An 18,265-nucleotide genomic window follows, 5' to 3' on the forward strand; every position below is an offset into this window, starting at 1 on the left:
CACCCGGCGCGGGCCTAGCTGGTATGCGGGCACGATCCCGGCGGCACCTGGGCGCGAGCCGGACGGCACCCGTGGGCGGGCCTGCCGGCACCCGGCGCGGGCCTGCTGGCATCGGGCGCGGGTCTGCTGGCGTCCGGGCGCGATACGGGCGGCGCCCGGGGGCCAGCCAGGCGGCACCCGGCACGGGCCTGCTGGTATCCGGGCGCGAGCCAGGCGGCACGCGGGCGTGGGCCTGGCGGCACGCGGGCGCGAGCCAGGCGGCACGCGGGCGTGGGCCTGGCGGCATCCATGGGCGGGCCGGCACCCGGACGCGAGCCGGACGGCACCCGCGGGCGCGCCTGCCGGCACCCGGGCACGAGCCTGCCGGCACCGGGACGCGAGCCAGGCGGCACCCGGACGCGAGCCGGGCGGCACCCGGGCCCGGGTAAGGCGGCACCCCAAGTACGAGCCAGGCGGCACCCGGGCGTGGGTCCGGCGGCCCGGTCAGCGGAGTGCTTCGGCCACCTCGCGGGCCGCGTCGACCACCCGCTGCCCCACCCGCTCCGGGACGGCGTCCGCGAGCATCACCACCCCTACGCTGCCCTCGACTCCGGTCACTCCCACGAGGGGCGCGGCGGCCCCGCTCGCCCCGGCCTCCAGCTCACCGTGCGTCAGGGTGTACCCGGGATCGCCGGACGGCGACTGCCGGGCGGAGAGGATCGCCTTGCCGGCGGCCCCGCGGTCCAGCGGATGCCGGAAACCGGCCCGGTAGGCCACGTGGTAGTCCGTCCACGTCGGCTCGACCACGGCGACGGCCAGCGCCTCCGTCCCGTCCACCAGCGTCAGGTGCGCCGTCGCCCCTATGTCCTCGGCGAGCGCGCGCAAAGCGGGCAGCGCGGCCTCCCGCACCAGCGGGTGCACCTGACGACCGAGGCGCAGCACTCCCAGACCGACCCTGGCCCGCCCGCCCAGGTCGCGGCGCACCAGCGCGTGCTGTTCCAGCGTGGCGAGCAGGCGGTACACCACGGTCCGGTTCACGCCCAGCTTGTTGGAAAGCTCGGTGACGGTCAGCCCGTGGTCGGTGTCGGCAAGCAGCTTGAGGACACGCAGTCCCCGGTCGAGCGTCTGGGAGGTCTCCGCGGTCACGACGCCCACTCCTTCGGCGGTGAGGTCGGCGACCCCTGGGCGACGTATGCGTCACCGGGTCCCGACGGCGACGCGCTTCAGAGGCCGCCGATCGGCAGGACGCCCGGCGGCTCCGGGCCATGTCGCTTCACGGCTGCGCTCCGCGGCGGCGCTGCCACGGGGCGTGTGCGTAGCGGGACACTAGCGAAGCCGGTTCGCTGAGCGGAAGCCTCCGTCCAGAATCCGGGCAAGAGTGGTTCCGGCCTGCCTGCATTCGTCCGGATACGCACACCGGGCAGGTCGTTCCGCCTGCCCGAACATGCTGGCGACGGACGACTGGGCGAGCGAATGACCGTGTGGGTGCGGGGCCGGTGGGAGCGGGGTTCGGCCATCCCCGGCGGCGCGTCAGCGCATGCGGGTGGCCCACTCCTGCACCTTGGCGATGCGCTGCCGCAGCTGTCCGGGGGTGGCCTCCGCGCTCGGCGGGCCACCGCACACCCGCCGCAGCTCGGTGTGGATCACCCCGTGCGGCTTGCCGCTCTGGTGGACGTAGGCGCTGACCATGGTGTTGAGCTGCTTGCGCAGCTCCATCATCTCCTTGTGCGAGACCACCGGGCGCCGCTCGGCCGGCAGTTCCAGCAGGTCGGCCTCGCCGTCCGGCTTCTTGCGGCTGTGCGCGATCTGCCGGGCCTGCCGCTTCTGCAGCAGCAACTGCACCTGCTCGGGTTCGAGCAGGCCGGGGATGCCGAGGTAGTCCTGCTCCTCCTCGCTGCCCGGGTGGGCCTGCATGCCGAACTCGGCGCCGTCGTACAGGACCCGGTCGAAGACGGCGTCGGACTCCAGCGCCTCGAAGGGCAGCATGTCCTGCTCGCCGGTGTCCTCGTCCTGCTCCTTGTTCGCCTCCTCCATCTCCTTCTCGGATTCGGCGTACGGGTCCTCCTCGCCCTCCTTCTTGGGCTTGTCGAGGGCGTGGTCCCGTTCCTTCTCCATCTCGTTGGCGAAGGTCAGCAGGTCGGGCACGGTCGGCAGGAACACGGACGCGGTCTCGCCGCGCCGCCGGGACCGCACGAAGCGCCCGACGGCCTGCGCGAAGAACAGGGGTGTCGAGATGGTGGTGGCGTACACGCCGACCGCCAGCCGGGGCACGTCGACGCCCTCGGACACCATGCGCACCGCGACCATCCACCGGTCGTCGCTGCCGCTGAAGTCGTCGATCCGCTTCGAGGCGCCGGCGTCGTCCGACAGCACGAGCGTCGCCTTCGTCCCCGTGATCTCGCGGATGAGCTTGGCGTAGGCGCGCGCGGACTCCTGGTCGGAGGCGATGACGAGGGCGCCCGCGTCCGGGATGGCCTTCCTGACCTCGGTCAGCCGCTGGTCGGCGGCGCGCAGCACGCTGGGCATCCACTCGCCGCGGGCGTCGAGCGCGGTGCGCCAGGCCTGGCTGATCGCGTCCTTGGTCATCGGCTCGCCGAGCCGGGCGGCGATCTCGTCGCCCGCCTTGGTGCGCCAGCGCATGTTGCCGCTGTAGGAGAGGAAGATGACCGGGCGGACGACATGGTCGGCGAGGGCGTTGCCGTAGCCGTAGGTGTAGTCGGCGGCGGAGCGCCGGATGCCGTCCTGTCCCTCCTCGTACGTCACGAAGGGGATGGGGTTGGTGTCGGACCGGAACGGCGTACCGGTCAGCGCGAGCCTGCGGGTGGCGGGCTCGAACGCCTCAAGGCAGGCCTCGCCCCAGGACTTGGAGTCACCGGCGTGGTGGATCTCGTCGAGGATGACGAGGGTCTTGCGCTGCTCGACGCGGTTGCGGTGCAGCATGGGGCGTACGCCGACACCCGCGTAGGTGACCGCGACTCCGTCGTAGTCCTTGGCGAGCGGGCCGGCGCTGTACTCGGGGTCGAGCTTGATCCCTATCCGGGCCGCGGCCTCCGCCCACTGCTTCTTCAGGTGCTCGGTCGGCGCGACCACGGTCACCTGCTGCACGACGTGGTGGTGCAGCAGCCAGGACGCCAGCGTCAGCGCGAAGGTCGTCTTGCCGGCGCCGGGCGTGGCCACGGCGAGGAAGTCACGCGGCTGCTCCTGGACGTACTTCTCCATCGCCCCTTGCTGCCAGGCGCGCAGCTTGCTTGCGGTACCCCAGGGGGCCCGGCCCGGGAAGGCGGGCGAGAGGTGGTGGGAGTGAGCGGAGGAAGCGGCGGTGGTAGTCACGGTCTCCGGGGAGGGGTCGGGCTCGGCTACGTATGACAACCGGGCCACCCTACCGGCGGCCCGGTGGTGCCGACGCCCGGACGAGGCCGGGTCGCCCACGGGTGGGACCGACGTCACAACCCGGGGGCCGGCGCCGGGCCGGCTCCGGGTGAGGGCCAGCCCCGGCCGGCCGCAGGCCGCTCAGACCCGGACCAGACCCGGACCAGCCGATCGTCGGCCGCTCAGACCCGGACCGGCTCGTCGGTGTCGTGCAGGCGGGTCGCCACCCAGACGCCCAGCAGGGCCACCACCGCCATCGGCAGGAAGACGGCGGCGAAGGCGGCGGGGTGGGAGCCGCCCGCCGTAGAGGTGTCGGTGCTGCCGCCGCCGAGGGCCGCGAAGGCGGCGCCGGTCGCGGCGAGCAGGATCACGTTGGAGAGGCCGTCGGCGATCTGCAGCGCCGCCGAGTTGGCGCCGGCCTCCTCGGGGGCGGACAGCTTCAGCAGGAGCACGCTGGCGGAGGAGATCACCAGGCCCATGCCGAAGCAGCCGAAGCCCCAGGCGACGGCGACGATCCAGACGGGCACGCCGGAAAGGAGCACGCTCGGCGCGGTGGCGATCGCGACGACGACCAGCACCATGCCCAGGGCCATCAGCCGCTCCCGGTGCGGTTCGAGACGCGGCCGGGACTGCATCCAGGAGCCCAGCGCCCAGGTGACACCGCCCGCGGCGAGGGAGAAGCCGGCCATGGTGGGCGACAGCCCGCGCTGGGTGACCAGCATCAGCGGGACGAAGGACTCGGCCGCGATGAAGGACCCGGCGGCGACCCCGCGCAGCAGCACGACGGAGGGCAGGCCGCGCGCGGCACGCCAGGTGCCGGGGGGCAGCAGGCCGAGGACGGCGGGCACGAGGAGGGCGGCACCGGCGAGACCGGGCAGCAGGGAGAGCCAGGTCAGGTCCTGGGCGGCGTACTGCAGCAGCCCGGCGCCGAGCGAGATCGCGAGGGCGAGCCGGATACGGCGCCGGTCCAGGGAGGCCGAGCCGTCGGCACCGGGCACGGGTCCGGCCGCCCTGCGCCGTATCTGGGGCAGCGCGAGCGCGAGCGGGAACACCACCAGGACGGGGATGCCGAGGAAGACCCAGCGCCAGCCGAGGTGCTCGGTGACGGCGCCCGAGGCGAGCGGTCCGACGATGGACGGGACGACCCAGCCGGCGGCGAAGGCCGCCATGATCGCGGGCCGCAGCCGCTCGGGGTAGGCACGTCCCACGACGACGTACAGCGCGACGATGACCAGGCCGCCGCCGAGTCCCTGTACGGCGCGTCCCAGGATGAACACCCACATCACCTGGGCGGTCCCGGCGATCACCAGTCCCGCCGCGAAGGCCCCGATGCCGGTGGTCAGCGCGCCGAGCGGCCCGCGCCGGTCGGACCACTGCCCGGCGAGCACCATGCCGAACAGGCTGGTCGTGAAGTATCCGGAGAAGGCGAACGCGTACAGCGCCACCCCGTCCAGTTCCCGGGCCGCGACGGGCATCGCGGTCCCGACGGCGGTCGCCTCGAAGGCGATCAGGAGCACCACGGACACGATCCCGATGCTCAGCGCCCGATGGGCCCGCCCCAGCACGCCGTCCTCGTTCTCGGCTTTCTCGGCGGGTGCGGCGGTCCCGCCGTTCTGGTCGACGACGTCCGCACCGGGGGCGTCGGGGGATTCGAGGGTGCTCATGCGGGTCAGAGTAAGGTCCTCAACCGGTTTTGACCCCTGTCGGGAGCCCGGTCCGCTCTCCGACCTTGGTCGTACGACCCCGGTTCATGAACGGGGTGTGGCAGTCCCGTTGCGGCACCGGCCGTTCCCTTGAGCGGCCCTCGATCCCCGCCGTACGGTCGACGCACCGAGTTCGGCCCGCCCCCGGGCGACCGACCCGGCCGTGTGCCCGAGTGGTTCAGGGACTCGCCTGCAAAGCGAGTTACGCGGGTTCGATTCCCGCCACGGCCTCCACCGGCCTGACCAGGCAGAGCAAGAGGGTGGCACCACGAAGGGGTGCCACCCTCTTGCTCGTCCCGTCTCTGTTGGCGTTCAACCCGCCGCCGCCTCGGGGCGGTCACACGGTCAGGCGCAACGCGCGAGCACCGCTACACCGTTGACCATACGGAAACCCTTCTGTTCCGAGGCTGGCACAGATCCCGGAGATCGGCCCTTGCCTCGTGGTGATCGTTACTTTGCAGAACATATGGCCCCACGTAAAACTGTATCGAAATCCACCAATCACCTTAGCCGGCCTAGATGTTGCGATCATCCGCCCGAAGTCATAGGTTTGGGCCGTAGGTGCATGTTCAGCACGAAGCGACCACAGCCGTTGCTGTCATTACTCCCTCATCACATGCGAAATTCACTTGGCGCAGGGAGAAAAACCATGCCCGATTTCAACAATGACCCGGTCATCAGTCGCGATGGGGAACAAATCGCCGTAGAAGGACACTCCAAGGGCACGGGCGTCCTTGGGGAAAGTTCAACCTGGTGGGGCGTCGTGGGCGCATCAAGCAGCGAGGAATCCGGCGGCGGGGTGCTTGGGGAAGCAACTGGACCCGGGGTTGCTGGCGTGAGCAAGACGTGGCACGGCATATACGGGGAGACGACCAGCACCACGGGCGGTGCCGCAGTGCACGGGCTAAGCAAGAGCTCCGCACCCGGTATCTACGGCAAGGGGGACGTCGCTGGGCTCTTCGAGGGCAAGGTGAATGTACATGGAGCACTGGACGTCTCATTGTTCATACAGACTCCCGCCATTAATGCGAAAGACGGAAGTTTCACAGGAGACGTGACCGCGCATGCATTTCACCACAGCGGCGCCGACTATGCCGAGACCTTCGGCTCCGAAAACGACGCCGAACCCGGCACTGTACTCGTAGTTCACGATGACGGCCTACTGGCACGCTGTTCCACGGAGTACGACACACGCGTTACCGGAGTTGTATCGGGTGCAGGCGGGCTGTCGCCCGGCAGCGTCATGCACAGTCCGACCAACGCGGAACATCAAGCGACGGTGGCCCTAGCAGGGCAGGTTTATGTCAAGGCGGACGCCAGTTACGGAGCCATATCTGTAGGCGATTTGCTCACCACCTCGCCCACTGAAGGGTTCGCCATGCGAGTCGAGGACCCCTGCCGTGCAGTCGGCGCGATCATTGGCAAGGCGTTGTCGTCGATGAGCAGCGGAACAGGCCTCGTTCGGATGCTGGTATTGCCTTGCTGAGGTGTCTTTGCCTCTGCCCGCACGAGTCTTCTCCTCTGCCAAGAAGTCTCGACGGTGAGATGTTGGGCGATGATGGCGCAGGGCTCGCTCGAGGTGTCAGGGCCGGTCGATGGTTTCGGCGCTATCCGGGACTTCTCCGCAGGTGTCCAGGGGCCACGCTGTCACGCAATGTACTCATGGACAGCCTGGCGGGGACGGACGTTTTCGCGGCTATCTCGGGCTGCACCTGGAAGCAACTCCCGCCAGGCTTTGGTCTGTCTGGGGTGACTGCCTTCCGTCGCTTCACCGAGTGGACCGAGGCCAGGGTCTGGGCCAGCTCCATCGCCTGACCCTGGACGAACTCGGAGCGCGGGGCGAGCTTGACTGGTCGCGGTGCGCGATCGACTCCGTAAGCGTGCGGGCCCTCATAGCTCATAGGGGGCAGCTGGCGGGACCGAATCCGACCGACCGCGGCATAAAGGGATCGAAAATCCACCTCATCGTCGACCGTCGCGGTCCACCCTTGGCGGTCGGCATCTCCGCCGCCAACCTGCACGACAACCAGGCCCTCATCCCACTGGTCCGCGGTATACCACCCATCCGTTCCCGTCGCGGCCCGCAACGCCGACGCCCCGGCAAGCTGAACGGCGACACGGGCTACGCCGCTACCTGCGGCAATGGCTCGCCTCCCGCGGCGTCCAGCACCGTCTCGCCCGCAAGGGTGTCGAGTCGTCCCAATACCTGGGGCGCCACCGCTGGGTCGTGGAACGAACCGTGTCCTGGCTGTCCGGCCGCCGCCGCCTCCACCGCCGCTACGAGCGCAAGCCGGAACACTGCCTCGCCTTCACTGCCATCGCCGCGACCCTCATACGCCATCGCCGGCTTACCAAGTGAAATGGCATCTAGGTCACAGGTCGCAGCGTTGATCAATCACACGGCCGCAGGTCAGCGAACCGGCCCTTCACTTCTTCGGCTACTGACTCCAGTGGACGAGTACTCGGCGTACCAACGCCCGACGGCCGAGGCTTCCGCCTCATTCAGCCGCGTCCGGAGCCGTTCACGGCGCTTCACGCGATGGGCGCGAACACGGGGGTGAACGGGGCCGAATGGCACCGAATGCCGCTCTGACCGGCAGAAACAAACCTGCAAGTCGAGTTACGCGGCTTCGATTCCCGCCACGGCCTCCCGTGTGCGACCAGATGACAAGAGGGCGACATCCCGGAAGGGGTGCCGCCCTCTGGGTCGTCCGCCGGTCGGCGGCGGGCCGTAGGGCGGGTGTCACTCCGCCGTCGGCGACGGGTCGTGTGGGCGGGGCTGGTCGGGGTGGCCGGGCCGGCGGGGGCCCAGGGGGAGTACCGGGCGGCCGTGGGTGTCGTTGATGACCGTGGCCGCTGCCGCGTACCAGGCGACCAGGCCCGTGGCGATGCCGAACCAGCCGCCCACCTCCGTCACGGTGTGCGGCGGGAACCCCGTCTGGAAGGCGCCGATGGCCAGGAGGACGAAGGTGATCGTCAGCAGCACCAGCACGGCCAGGACGGCGAGGCTGACGCGCAGCGCGGCGACGGCCATGAAGGCGGTGAAGATGCCCCACCCGAGCAGGAACAGCCCCAGCGTGTTGTGCGCGCCGCCGGCGACCTCCAGGCGCGGTGCGAGCCACCAGTAGGACAGCCAGAAGGCGCCGTACGAGGCGAAGGCCGTGGCGCCGAACGTGTTGCCGCGGCGGAACTCGAAGAGGCCGGCGATGAACTGGGCCAGGCCGCCGTAGAACAGGGCGAGCGCCAGCACCGGGATGATCGCGGCGGTCTCCTGGAGCAGATTCGTGTTGATGATGGAGAGCAGCAGGGTGGTCAGGGCGAAACCCGCCAGGCCCAGCGGAGCGGGATCACCCGGGACCGTCGGGTGCAGCGCCGGTGAGTGTGGCTGCTCCGAGGGCAAACGCGTCGTCTCCTCGTTCATGACCCGCATCCCTTCGACGAGAGGAGGGCGGGACCAGTCGGCCGACGCACGCCGTACACGGCTCGGCTGGCCGAAGTCCCGGGCAGCCGCGCTGCGCGGGACTTCTCCTGCGCTTATGTAGATTTGTACCCATTTACCCCGTCAGTAGGCCTCGCGCCGGGCGAGCGCGTCAGAGCACCCCGCCCGCCTCGTCCTGGAACAGTTCGGTCCAGTAGTGCCACTCGGTGGCCGGGGCCGCCGCGGTGGGGTCGACCGAGGCCAGGGTCTGGATCATGGCGGCGGCGAGCTGGTCGTAGGCGTCCGTCGTGAGTTCGCGGGACAGGTGCTCGTCGATGGTGCGCTCGTGGTGCAGGAGCCAGAGCGTGAAGGCCAGCGTGGAGACGTCGGTGTTCAGCGCGTGGAGCGTCGCGTCGGGCGCGCTGTAGGTGAGGACCGCGCCCGTTCTGCCGTCGACCACGAGGCTGTTGTCCTCGACCAGGTGGCCGAGGCGGATCAGGTGGTCGGAGTGGGCGGGCAGGGCGTCCGCGGAGGGGGCGGGGCGGCCGGAGCGGTCGTCGCACGGCTCGCCGGTGGTGAACTCGGTGAGGGTCCGCAGCGGGCCGTCGGTGTCGGCGTGGAAGACGACCGCCGCCTCAGGCAGCCCCGTCTCGCGCAGGAAGCGGCGGGTCGGCTCGTGAGTGAGGGTGGCGGGGAGGTCCACCTCCTCGTGGCGCGTCACCCTGCCGTGGCCGAACTCCTGGTCGAGGAGACGGGCCGGGACGTCCAGCGTGAGGCCGGAGGCGGTGCCGGGACCGGCGACGAGGGCGAGCGGGCGGATCAGGGCCGCCGCCTTCCAGTAGGCCGGGACCCGGCCGTCCGTGCCCTCCGCGAAGAGGGCGAGGAGGCGGCGCGAGGCCTCGGTGACGGTCCGGGGGCCGTAGTGGCCGGCCAGGGAGGCGAAGCGGCCGCGCAGGCCCGCCAGTTCCTCCGTGACCGCGGCGAAGCGCAGCAGTGTGTCGAGCGAGGGGGCGAAGGGGCGGGTCTCGCCCGGTTCGAGGAGGTAGGCCGTGGTCAGCTCGCCCGTGCGGCCGTCGAGCAGGATCGACTCGCGCTCCATGCCCGCGGGGTTGAGGAGTTCGCCGATCACCAGGCGCCCGCGCAGCTCCTCCGCGAGGCGGAACGGGCCGTCCGTGGCGTCGCCGAGGGTCCGCAGGCCGTGCGTGCGCAGCGGGGAGAAGGTCAGCAGGTCGGTCCGGGCCGGCAGGCCGGGTCCGGTGAGCAGACCGCGCGTCGGCGCGTGCGTGACGTACCGGTCCAGCTCCGCCTCGGTCAGCGTGATCGCCGGGACCCCGGCGTCGGTCGTGCTCATCGCTCCCCCGCGATCTTCCCCGTGCGTGCGTGACTGTGTGCGGGCGCCGTCGGACGGCGTCCGCGGGCAGGTGCCCGTCACTGCTCCGCACAGTACGCCGCACCACTGACAACGCCCTTCGGGGGAAAGGACGCGGGGCGGCCCGGGCCCGTTGCGTGCCGGCGCGCACGGGAACCGCCCCCGGGTGGTGCGGGCCCCGGTCAGGTGAAGTACACGCCGCCCAGGACGACGGCCAGCGCGGCCACCGCGAACAGCAGGATCCACAGGGCCAGCTTGCCCACGCCGGGCGCCGCCTCGTAGCGGGGCTCCTCGCGCGGCACCTCGCGCGCTTCCTCGGAAGGCTGCGTCACTGGCCCGTCACCACCGCGGCCTGGGGGCGGATCGGCAGCCGGTTGACCGGGCGGCCCGTCGCCGCGCGGACCGCCGAGGCGATGGCCGCGGGGGACGTCACCACCGGGACCGCGCTGACCGACTTCGCGCCGAAGGGCGCGACCACGTCCCGTTCCTCGACCAGCCTGACGATCCGGATGTCCGGCGCGTCCAGCGCGGTCGGCAGGGCGTACCCCGTGAGGTCGGGGTGGCGGATCAGGCCGCGGGGCGTGCGCAGGTTCTCGGTGAGGGCGATGCCCACGCCCTGGGTGACGCCGGCCTCGATGCGCGAGGCCAGTTGCGCCGGGTTCAGCACCCGGCCCACGTCCTGGGCGACGGCCAGCTCCACCACCCGGACCGAGCCGAGTTCGATGTCGACGTCCACCACCGCGCGGATCGCGCAGAAGGCGAGGCCGACGAACGCGTCGCCCTGTCCCTCGGCGTCCAGCGGTTCGGTGGGGTGCGGGCGGCACTGGGCCGTGGCCCACAGCTCCTTGCCGTCCAGCGCCTCGGTGACGGTGGTCGACAGGACACCGTCGTACGAGGTGATCTTGCCGTCCGTGATCTGCAGCAGCTCCGTCGACATGCCGAACTTGTGCGCGAGCGGCTGGAGCAGTTGCGTGCGGACCATCTTGGCCGCGCGTTCCACCGCGCCGCCGGAGACCCAGGTGTGCCGGCCGCGGCAGCCCGGGCCGGCCGGGGGCTGGTCGGTGTCGACGGGGGCGACGTGGACCTCGTCGATGCCGAGCGTGTCCTGGACGATCTGGCGGGCGAGGGTGGTGAAGCCCTGGCCCGTCTCCACGGCCGCGCACAGCACGGTCGCGACGCCGTCGTGGACCTTGACGGTCGCCGTGGAGACCTCGTCGGCGCCCTCCGCGCCGAGCATGTGCACCATGCCGACGCCGTAGCCGACGCCCCGGCGCACCGCGCCCGGCTCGCCCGCGCCCTCGGGGCCGCCGGGCAGCAGCCACTCGTCCTCGGGGGTGTCCTTGGGCAGCGCCGGGAGCGGGAAGTCGCGTACGGCCTGGAGCAGTTCGGCCACCGGGGCCGGGCAGGTCACGGTCTGGCCGATGGGCAGGACGTCCCCGGTCGCGAGGGCGTTGCGCAGGCGCAGTTCGGCCGGGTCCGCACCGAGTTTCTTCGCGAGCTTGTCCATCTGCGCCTCGTAGGCGGCGCAGACCTGCATGGCGCCCTCGCCGCGGACGTGGCCCGACGGCGGGTTGTTGGTGCGTACGGCCCAGCCCTCGATGAAGGCGTTGGGGACGACGTAGGGGCCGCAGGCGAAGGAGACGGCGGCGGCCAGGGCCTCGGCGGAGGTGTCGGCGTACGGGCCCGCGTCGAGCAGGATCTGCGCCTCGACCTTCACCAGTCTGCCCTCGGCGTCGGCGTGGTGGCGGTAGCGCAGCAGGGTCGGGTGGCGGTGGGCGTGGCCGAGGAAGGACTCCTCGCGGGTGGCCGTGAGCTTGACCGGGCAGCCGGTCCGCAGGGCGAGCAGGCCGAGCGGGAGCTGGAAGCCCTGGTCCTCGCGGTCGGCGGTGGCGCCCGGCACCCCGGTGACGACGATCTTCACCTGTTCCGGCGACAGGCCGAAGCAGGCGGCGGCCGTGTTGCGGTCGGCGTGCGGGTCGGTGGAGGCGAGGTACAGCTCGACCCCGCCGTCGGGGCGCGGCACCGCGAGGCCGGCCTCGGCGCCGATGGGGGCCGGGTCCTGGCGGCCGATGCGGTACAGGCCCTCGACGACGACCTCGCCGAGCGCGTCCGGGTCGCCGTGGCGCAGCGGGATGTGCCGGATCAGGTTGCCGTCGGGGTGCAGGGGTTCGGCCTCGAAGGCCTGTTCGGGGTCGGTGACCGGGTCGAGGACCTCGTACTCGACGATGACGGCGGCCGCGGCCATCCGCGCGGTGTCGGGGTGGTCGGCGGCGACGGCGGCGATGGGCTCGCCGTGGTGGCGCACGACCTCGGAGGCGAACACGGGGCGGTCCGGGGTGCCCCGGCCGTGGACGGGGGTGCCGGGCACGTCCTCGTGGGTGACGACGGCCCGTACGCCGGGCATCTCGCGCGCGTGGGTGGTGTCGATGGAGACGATGCGGGCGTGCGCGTGCGGGGAGCGCAGGACGGCCGCCCACAGCAGGCCCTCGGCCCACAGGTCGGCCGCGTACGGGAAGGTGCCCTCGGTCTTGGCCCGGGCGTCGGCGTGCGGCAGCGAGGCGCCGAGGCCGTGCGGCAGCGGTTCGGCGGCGGGGACCGACTCCGCCGTGGTGGTCGCGGTGGCCGCTTCGTTGCTCACCCCTGGCCTCCGTCCTGGCCGTAGTGCTGGTCGTGCACTCCCGGTGTACCGAATGTGCCGGGACTGTCGAAGACCCCCGGCACGTCGAACGCCGACGGGTTGACGCCGCCGGAGCCCGGGCCCGCCTGGTGCGGGATGCGCGCCTCGTCGGCTTCCGTCCCGTCGTCGGCGCCGTGCGTCTCGCGTCCGGCGACGACGTCCTTGACGGCGTCCAGGACGCCCCGGTAGCCGGAGCAGCGGCAGAGGTTGCCGCACAGGGCCTGCCGGGTCTCCAGCTCCGTCGGGGCGGGGTTGCCTTCCAGCAGGTCGTGCAGGGTCATCGCCATGCCCGGTACGCAGAAGCCGCACTGCACGGCGCCGCACCGGGCGAGGGCCTGCTGCACGTCGGAGGGCTGCCCGTCGGCGGCCAGGCCCTCGACGGTGCGGACCTCGCTGCCGGCCGCGGTGACGGCGGGGACCAGGCAGGACGCCACCAGGCGTCCGTCCACCTGCACGTTGCAGGCGCCGCACTCGCCCTGCGAGCAGCCGTCCTTGGCGCCGGCGAGGCCGAGCCGCTCCCGCAGGACGTACAGCAGGGACTCGCCGATCCAGGCGTCGGTGACGGGGCGGTCGGCTCCGTTGACGCGCAGGACGAAGGAGGCGAGGGGGTGGTCGTCGTGGGGTGCGGGGGCGGGCTCGTCGGGGTCCTCGGCGCTCTCCTGCCCGGCGTCCGCGGGAGCGGCCTCGCCGGTCGCGTCTCCGGGGGCGGGCGGCCGCCGGTCCGTCGCGGCGCCGGACGGCCCCGCGTCGGGCTCGGTGCGGCCGGTCCCGTCGGCGGTGGCGTGGTCCGCCGCGCCGGTGCCGGCCGCCTGGTCCGCCGGGGCCGCCTCGTCCGCGTCGGCCGCGTGGTCCGGGCCGCCGACAGCCGCCGAAGGGGCCGTGTCCGCCGCCTCGGCGGCCCGGGAGGCGGCCGGGGCGGTCCCGGGCCCGGGATGCTCCGCCGGGCCGTCCGCGGGGCCTCCAGGGGCCTGGGCGGGCGGGTTCGGGGCGTACGCGCCGGCGCGGCCGTACTCGGCGGCGGTGGGTGCGTCGGCCGGGTGGGGGCCGGGGCCGGACTCCGGCTGTCCCCAGGGGCCGTCCGCGGGCTCGGTCGCCCACGGTGCGGAAGCGCCGCCGGGGAGGGTGGCCGGTGGCGTGCCGCCCCACTGCTCGACCAGGGCGGAGGTGGTGAACTCGCCCGACTCGTCGGGGAGGTCGCCGCCGGCCACCGGGATGCTCCACTGGCCGGTGACGTCGTGCCCTGCGCCGGGCTCGGCCGGCGGCTCCTCGAACGTCCACTGCTGCGTGGCCGCCGGGTGGTACGTGAACCGGTCGCCCGCCGCCGGGTCCTGGGGCACCGCGTTGGGGTCGGGCCACTGGTCGCCGCCGGCGGGCGTCGACCAGGTGCCGGTGGCGGCGGGGTCGTCCGTGCCCGGGGACGCCGTTATCCGCGGCGGTACGTAGCCGTGGCCGGGGGCGGCCAGCGGGCTGTCGCCGGACAGCAGGGCCTCGATGCCGCCCTCGGGGAGCTTGACGAAGGCGGTGGCGCCGTCGTCGTAGTCGCCCTGGGGCAGCGGGTTCCAGCGGCCGCCGCTCCGGGGCGCGCCCTCTTCGTGCTGGTCGTCGGTCACGACAGCGCCCTCCCCAGTGCTCGTCGGGCCAGCGCGGCGACGGTGCGCCGCAGGTGCAGTACGGCGGGCGGTAGCGGTGCCACGGAGCCGTCCGGCTCCGGGGCGGGGTCCGGGATGCAGGCCGAGGCGACGTACTCGCCGAAGGCGCTCAGGGCCTCCGGGACGAGCGTGCGGTCGTTGTCCCAGTCGATCAGCTGGGCGACCCACTGCTCGGCGTCCAGGGGCCTGAGCGGCATCGGCGCTATGGCGCCGACGGCGCACCGCACCCCGCGCCTGGCCGGGTCGAGGACGACGGCGACGGAGGCCACCGCGCGGCCGGGGCCGGTGCGTCCGGTGGCCTTCAGGAAGACCTGCGGGGCGTGCAGCAGGGGCACGCGCACGTAGCCGATGAGTTCGCCGCCGCGCAGCATCTCCACGCCGGCCAGCAGGTGCGACACCGGGATCTCCCGGCGGGCACCGCCCGGGCCCGCGATGATCAGCGTCGCCTCCAGGGCGGCCAGCACCGGCAGCGCGTCCCCGGTGGGGGCGGCCGTGGCGATGTTGCCGCCCAGGGTGCCGGCGTTGCGGATGTGCGGCGGGCCCGCGGCGCGCGCGGCGGCGGCCAGCGCCGGGATCAGGGCCGCGAAGTCGGGGCGGCCCATGCGGGCGTGGGTGAGGCCGGCGCCGAGCAGCGCGTGGCCGTCCTGGTACTGCCAGCCGCGGATCTCGCTGATCCGTCCGAGGCCCACCAGGGCGGCGGGCCTGAGCTGGCCGGAGTTGACGGCGGCCATGAGGTCGGTGCCGCCGGCCACGGGGACGGCCGTGGGCATGGCGGTGAGGGCCGCCACGGCCTCGTCCAGTGTCGTGGGCAGCGTGACGGCCTGCGCCGCCTGCGGTGCGTGCGTGGTCAAACCGGCTGCCCCTCTCCCGCTGCCCCACCTGGTCCCACCTGTGTGGCCGTACGGTACGTGCTCACAGGGCGGACGTGGCAACTCTGGCACATCTTCGCAAGGCCCGGACGCGGGGGTCCGCTAGGAGGCGTTCGCCCACCTCATCGGGTACATGGCCCGTTTTCGAACGGCATCGCCCATGCGCCTCGATTGCCACTCTTAGGTGGACCCTGGTGCGGTTTTCCGTCATCTGTTCCATCCGGCCGCGTCCGCCTCCCCCACGCTGACCGATTCCGTCCGGCGCGCCGGTTTTCACCGGTGCGGCGGCGGCCCCTTGAGGGGGCGGCCGGGTACCCCGGGCCGCCGCTGCCAGGGCCGGGGGCCCGTGGGTGGCCGGTAGGCGACGCCGAGGGCGTCAAGTCGCCCGTAGTGGACGGCCATCCGGCGTTCGAAGTCCGCGAAGTCCCGTTCCGGCGGCGCGGGAAGCCGGCTCCAGGCGACCTCGGCGAGGGCCGCGAGCCTGGGGAACGCCTGGTAGTCCACGCGGCCCGCGTCCTCCATCACCTCGGTCCACACGTTGGCCTGAGTGCCCAGCACATGGCGGGCCTCCCCGGCGGTGAGCCCCGCCGGCACCGGTTCGAACCGGTAGACGTCCTCCAGGGTGCGCACGAAGCCGATCGGCACGGGTTCGTCGGGGCCGGGGGCCTGCCGGTGGTCCAGATAGACGTACTGCTCCGGGCACATGACGACGTCGTGGCCGGCGCGCGCGGCCGCGACACCGCCGCCGTAGCCGCGCCAGGAGGACACCGCGGCGCCCGGCGCGAGTCCGCCCTCCAGGATCTCGTCCCAGCCGATGAGCCGGCGCCCGCGCGCGGCGAGCCAGCGGTCGAAGTGACCGATGAACCAGGACTGCAACTCGTCCTCGTCGGCGAGCCCGAGGTCCGCGATGCGGGACTTCGCGGCCGGCGACCGCGTCCACTGGTCCTTGCGGCACTCGTCGCCGCCGATGTGCACGAACGGTGAGAACTCGGCGGCGTCCGCGGGGAAGAGTTCCAGGATCTCCTCGAACACCCCTTCGTAGAAGCGCAGTGTGGTGTCGGTGGGGGCGAGGACGTTCGGGGAGATCCCCCAGTCGTCCCAGACGGAGAGGGCGGTGGTGTCGACGACGTCGGTGTTGCCGAGTTCGGGGTACGCGGCGACGGCGGCCTGCGAGTGGCCCGGTACGTCGATCTCGGGGACGACGGAGATGTGCCGCTCGGCGGCGTAGGCGACGATCTCCCGGATGTCGTCCTGGGTGTAGTGGCCGCCGTGCGGCTTCTCCTCCCACAGCGGCGACGCCCGGTGCCCGAATCTGGTCCGCGCGCGCCAGGAGGCGATTTCGGTCAGCCTGGGGTGACGCCGGATCTCGACGCGCCAGCCCTGGTCGTCCGTCAGGTGGAAGTGGAAGACGTTGAGTTTGTGCGCGGCCATCAGGTCCAGGTAGCGCAGCACGCCCTCCTTGGGCATGAAGTGCCGGGCCACGTCGAGCATGAGACCGCGCCAGCGGAAGCGCGGGGCGTCCTCGACGGTGCCGCCGGGCAGGCTCCACTCCCGTCCGGGCCGCACGGGAGCGCGCCGGAAGGCGTCGGGGCCGAGCAGTTGCCGGAAGGTCTGCGCGCCCCAGAAGACCCCCGCCGCGTCGCCGCCCAGGATGCGGTACGGCCCCTCGGGCCCCGCGTCGCCGACCAGGCGGTAGCCCTCGGGCGGCAGGTCCGGGTCGATGCCGAGCACGACACGGCCGGGGCCGTCGCCGCTCTCGGGGAAGGGCAGGCCGGTCGCCGCGCCGACGGTGGCCCGCAGCCAGCGCGCGACTCCCTCGGTGCCGGGGCCCGCCTCCAGGACGGTTCCGCCGTCGAGGCGTGTGCGTCCGGCCGCGCCCGGCGTCCAGCGCGCGGGCGCCGGGATCACCCCCGGCCCGTCGGCCTTCCCCGCGCTGCCGGCCCTGTCGGTCCCGTCGGTCATGCCGGTCCCCTCCCCTGCCGTTCGACCCAAACGTTGCACGATGCGCAACGACTGTTTCGCACTGCACAACGGTCACGAGCCTAGGGACAACGCGATCCGGCCGACAAGAGGTCTGGACCACATGACGGCCGGAATGCGCAAAGACCCCCGGGACGCGTCCCACGCGTCCCGGGGGTCCTGCCGGCCTCGGCCGGGCGGGGTGCGGGGTGACCGCTACTTGTCGTCGCCGCCCTCGTCGCCACCGCTGCCCATGGAGTCGTAGATCTCCTTGCACATGGGGCAGACGGGGTACTTCTTCGGGTCGCGGCCGGGCACCCAGACCTTGCCGCAGAGCGCCACGACGGGGGTGCCGTCGAGGGCGCTCGCCATGATCTTGTCCTTCTGGACGTAGTGGGCGAAGCGCTCGTGGTCGCCGTCGCCGTGGGACACCTGCGGTGTCGGCTCTACGAGGGTCCCCGTACCAGTCCCGCGCTCGGGCTCAAGAGTGCTCATACCAGCAAGGGTACTGAAGCCCGCGGGCATCAGTTGAGCGATGGGTCGTCCGGGTACGTGGCCACCATCGCCAACTCGTTGCGCTGGCGCCGGAGCACCTCGCGCCAGAGTCTCTCCGGGGCCGGTGAGGACACGTCGCCGGGCTCGGACTCGACGACGTACCAGGCGCCCTCCGCCAGCTCGTCCTCCAGCTGGCCGGGGCCCCAGCCGGCGTAACCGGCGAAGATCCGCAGGGAACCGAGGGCCGAGGCGAGCAGCTCGGGCGGGGCCTCCAGGTCGACCAGGCCGATGGCGCCGTGCACCCGCCGCCAGCCGAGCGGGGTGCGGTCGCCGTCGGCGCCGCCGGGGATGACCGCGACGCCGAGCGCCGAGTCCAGCGAGACGGGTCCGCCCTGGAAGACCACACCGGGCTCGCCGGTCAGCTCGGCCCAGCCCTCCAGGATGTCGCTCACGTCCACCGGGGTGGGGCGGTTGAGCACGACACCGAGGGAGCCCTCCTCGTCGTGGTCGAGAAGGAGCACCACCGCGCGGTCGAAGTTCGGGTCCGCCAGGGCGGGCGTGGCCACGAGCAGCCGCCCTGTGAGCGAGGACACCTCGGTCATGCCAGACATGATCCCGCATCTTCCCCTGGTGTGGGGAGCCAATCGGGTTGAGGGAGTGAACGCAGCTCAGGGCGCGCGGGTGTGTCCCGGGCGCACACCGGCACGCCCGGTGACCGCGTGTGGCGGGTGCTGAACCGTTCGTGTTGTGACACAGCCATGACGCGACTGGGGGGTCC

13 protein-coding genes, 1 tRNA gene and 1 pseudogene are annotated in these 18,265 nt (G+C 72.8%); 3 read left to right on the plus strand and 12 right to left on the minus strand.

Going from position 1 to position 18,265, the window contains the following annotated elements:
* Window positions 1–483: 483 nt before the first annotated feature.
* From B446_RS15295 to B446_RS15305, 3 genes are all read right to left on the minus strand, one after another.
* Window positions 484–1,125: an IclR family transcriptional regulator gene (locus tag B446_RS15295; protein ID WP_020940352.1), complete on the minus strand. Its 642-nt coding sequence runs from the start codon at window positions 1,123–1,125 to the stop codon at window positions 484–486.
* 384 nt (window positions 1,126–1,509) lie between these two features.
* Complete coding sequence (locus tag B446_RS15300; RefSeq protein WP_043475656.1) at window positions 1,510–3,309, minus strand: DEAD/DEAH box helicase; 1,800 nt, start codon at window positions 3,307–3,309, stop codon at window positions 1,510–1,512.
* Window positions 3,310–3,530: 221 nt separating this feature from the next.
* Window positions 3,531–5,012 (minus strand): MFS transporter, encoded by a 1,482-nt coding sequence (locus B446_RS15305; protein WP_020940354.1) that lies wholly within the window; start codon window positions 5,010–5,012, stop codon window positions 3,531–3,533.
* A 198-nt stretch (window positions 5,013–5,210) separates the two neighbouring features.
* Between B446_RS15305 and B446_RS15310 the strand changes: the two genes are divergently transcribed.
* The 3 genes and pseudogenes from B446_RS15310 to B446_RS38205 form a co-directional block, all read left to right on the plus strand.
* Window positions 5,211–5,285 (plus strand) — tRNA-Cys (locus tag B446_RS15310).
* 415 nt (window positions 5,286–5,700) lie between these two features.
* Window positions 5,701–6,537: a hypothetical protein gene (locus tag B446_RS38990; protein WP_148305735.1), complete on the plus strand. Its 837-nt coding sequence runs from the start codon at window positions 5,701–5,703 to the stop codon at window positions 6,535–6,537.
* Between the two features lie 200 nt (window positions 6,538–6,737).
* Window positions 6,738–7,410: pseudogene (locus B446_RS38205) on the plus strand (IS5 family transposase); the annotation flags it as partial.
* 384 nt (window positions 7,411–7,794) lie between these two features.
* Here the strand turns inward: B446_RS38205 and B446_RS15320 are convergent.
* The 9 genes from B446_RS15320 to B446_RS15355 all read right to left on the minus strand — a co-directional run bounded on the left by B446_RS15320 (window position 7,795) and on the right by B446_RS15355 (window position 18,089).
* On the minus strand, window positions 7,795–8,472 hold the full coding sequence (locus tag B446_RS15320; protein WP_052352156.1) for an acetate uptake transporter: 678 nt from the start codon (window positions 8,470–8,472) through the stop codon (window positions 7,795–7,797).
* Between the two features lie 169 nt (window positions 8,473–8,641).
* Window positions 8,642–9,820: an SUKH-4 family immunity protein gene (locus tag B446_RS15325; protein ID WP_020940358.1), complete on the minus strand. Its 1,179-nt coding sequence runs from the start codon at window positions 9,818–9,820 to the stop codon at window positions 8,642–8,644.
* Between the two features lie 200 nt (window positions 9,821–10,020).
* Window positions 10,021–10,170, minus strand: coding sequence for a hypothetical protein (locus B446_RS39210; protein WP_158506756.1), 150 nt, complete (start codon window positions 10,168–10,170; stop codon window positions 10,021–10,023).
* Window positions 10,167–12,476 carry a xanthine dehydrogenase family protein molybdopterin-binding subunit gene (locus B446_RS15330; protein ID WP_020940359.1) on the minus strand — a complete coding sequence of 770 codons (2,310 nt, stop codon included), beginning with the start codon at window positions 12,474–12,476 and terminating at the stop codon, window positions 10,167–10,169. The genes B446_RS39210 and B446_RS15330 overlap by 4 nt, the downstream gene beginning before the upstream one ends.
* Window positions 12,473–14,125 (minus strand): (2Fe-2S)-binding protein, encoded by a 1,653-nt coding sequence (locus B446_RS15335; RefSeq protein WP_020940360.1) that lies wholly within the window; start codon window positions 14,123–14,125, stop codon window positions 12,473–12,475. The genes B446_RS15330 and B446_RS15335 overlap by 4 nt, the downstream gene beginning before the upstream one ends.
* On the minus strand, window positions 14,122–15,015 hold the full coding sequence (locus B446_RS15340; RefSeq protein ID WP_020940361.1) for an FAD binding domain-containing protein: 894 nt from the start codon (window positions 15,013–15,015) through the stop codon (window positions 14,122–14,124). Before B446_RS15340 ends, B446_RS15335 begins: the two co-directional genes overlap by 4 nt.
* 291 nt (window positions 15,016–15,306) lie before the next feature.
* The gene (locus B446_RS15345; RefSeq protein WP_020940362.1) at window positions 15,307–16,995 is read right to left on the minus strand and encodes a beta-N-acetylhexosaminidase; all 1,689 of its coding nucleotides are present in this window, start codon (window positions 16,993–16,995) and stop codon (window positions 15,307–15,309) included.
* Between the two features lie 213 nt (window positions 16,996–17,208).
* Entirely contained in the window at window positions 17,209–17,487 is a 279-nt protein-coding gene (locus tag B446_RS15350; protein WP_043478366.1) for a DUF3039 domain-containing protein, read from the minus strand.
* Between the two features lie 29 nt (window positions 17,488–17,516).
* On the minus strand, window positions 17,517–18,089 hold the full coding sequence (locus B446_RS15355) for a YqgE/AlgH family protein (protein ID WP_020940364.1): 573 nt from the start codon (window positions 18,087–18,089) through the stop codon (window positions 17,517–17,519).
* Between the last annotated feature and the right edge of the window lie 176 nt (window positions 18,090–18,265).

The organism is Streptomyces collinus Tu 365, assembly GCF_000444875.1.
Taxonomy (GTDB): Bacteria; Actinomycetota; Actinomycetes; order Streptomycetales; family Streptomycetaceae; genus Streptomyces; species Streptomyces collinus_A.

What these genes read in the sequence shown, in the direction of transcription:
- B446_RS15305 (WP_020940354.1), bottom strand. Translation starts at nt 5,012, where the DNA reads ATGAGCACCCTCGAATCCCCCGACGCCCCCGGTGCGGACGTCGTCGAC.
- B446_RS38990 (WP_148305735.1), top strand. Translation starts at nt 5,701, where the DNA reads ATGCCCGATTTCAACAATGACCCGGTCATCAGTCGCGATGGGGAACAA.
- B446_RS15320 (WP_052352156.1), bottom strand. Translation starts at nt 8,472, where the DNA reads ATGAACGAGGAGACGACGCGTTTGCCCTCGGAGCAGCCACACTCACCG.
- B446_RS15325 (WP_020940358.1), bottom strand. Translation starts at nt 9,820, where the DNA reads ATGAGCACGACCGACGCCGGGGTCCCGGCGATCACGCTGACCGAGGCG.
- B446_RS15345 (WP_020940362.1), bottom strand. Translation starts at nt 16,995, where the DNA reads ATGACCGACGGGACCGACAGGGCCGGCAGCGCGGGGAAGGCCGACGGG.
- B446_RS15350 (WP_043478366.1), bottom strand. Translation starts at nt 17,487, where the DNA reads ATGAGCACTCTTGAGCCCGAGCGCGGGACTGGTACGGGGACCCTCGTA.
- B446_RS15355 (WP_020940364.1), bottom strand. Translation starts at nt 18,089, where the DNA reads ATGACCGAGGTGTCCTCGCTCACAGGGCGGCTGCTCGTGGCCACGCCC.